2 protein-coding genes are annotated in these 992 nt (G+C 51.5%); both read left to right on the top strand.

Going from position 1 to position 992, the window contains the following annotated elements:
- On the top strand, nt 1–399 hold a 399-nt coding region (locus AC3DOM_RS11110), incomplete at its 5' end, for a PadR family transcriptional regulator (protein ID WP_487919117.1).
- On the top strand, nt 396–992 hold a 597-nt coding region (locus AC3DOM_RS11105; protein WP_487919116.1), incomplete at its 3' end, for an MFS transporter. The genes AC3DOM_RS11110 and AC3DOM_RS11105, both read left to right, overlap by 4 nt.

The raw sequence follows: 992 nt of genomic DNA, 5'->3' as shown, positions 1-992 counted from the left end.
GCGTACTACTTGCTAAACAAAATGGAAGCGCGCGGCTGGATCACTCAAAGCAGTGAACAAATTGGTAACCGCCCATTGCGGCGGGTTTACCAGATTACGCCGACAGGCGAAATAGCTTTTCAAAGCATGCTGCGTGAATCCATGCAGGAATATACCCCCACCTATTTTGAAGATGATATTCCGCTGGCCTTTCTGGATGAATTGACAACCGATGAAGCGTCCACATACCTCGAAACGCGGAAAGAGCAATTACTCTCTGAACTGGAAATTATGCAAAATACCCCCGTCCACCCTGGCACAGTCCAGTGGATGTTGGAGCACCGTTTGCGCCATCTCCAGGCTGAAGCAGCCTGGCTGGACGAGGTTCTATCCCGTCTCACCCTAATGGAGGAAGAATGACCGAAGAAAAACTGGATTTCAAAAGAATATTGCCTGTCTTTGTGATCGTCCTGATCGACTTATTGGGCCTCACAATTATCATCCCCTTGATGCCGCTCTATGCCGCTGCCTTTGGCGCGAGTGCCTTTATGATTGGCTTGCTGGGGGCAGCTTACCCCGCCATGCAATTTATCGGCGCGCCCCTGCTCGGACGTCTCTCAGATCGCTTCGGGCGCAAACCGGTTCTGGTCGTCAGCCAGATCGGAACATTTGTTGGTTTTATCGTGCTGGCAATGGCCAATAGCCTGTGGCTTTTATTTTTAGCTCGATTGATCGATGGTCTCTCCGGTGCAAATATTGCGACAGCCCAGGCAGCGATCAGCGATAGCACCACCGAGAAGACACGCACCCAGGGTTTGGGCTTGCTCGGTGCGGCCTTCGGCCTCGGATTCATCCTCGGCCCGATCATTGCCTTTATTTCCCTTGCCGCCAGCGGGAACGATTATCGCGTTCCCGCTCTCGTCGCGGCAGTATTTTCGCTTTTATCGATCCTATTAACCTCCTTCTGGTTCAAAGAAACATTACCTGAAGAGCAACGTGGAAAATCAAAAAAG

Source organism: Candidatus Desulfolinea nitratireducens, from assembly GCF_982879505.1.
Note: the sequence above shows the minus strand (reverse complement) of the source record. Positions and strands in the feature narration are given on the sequence as shown.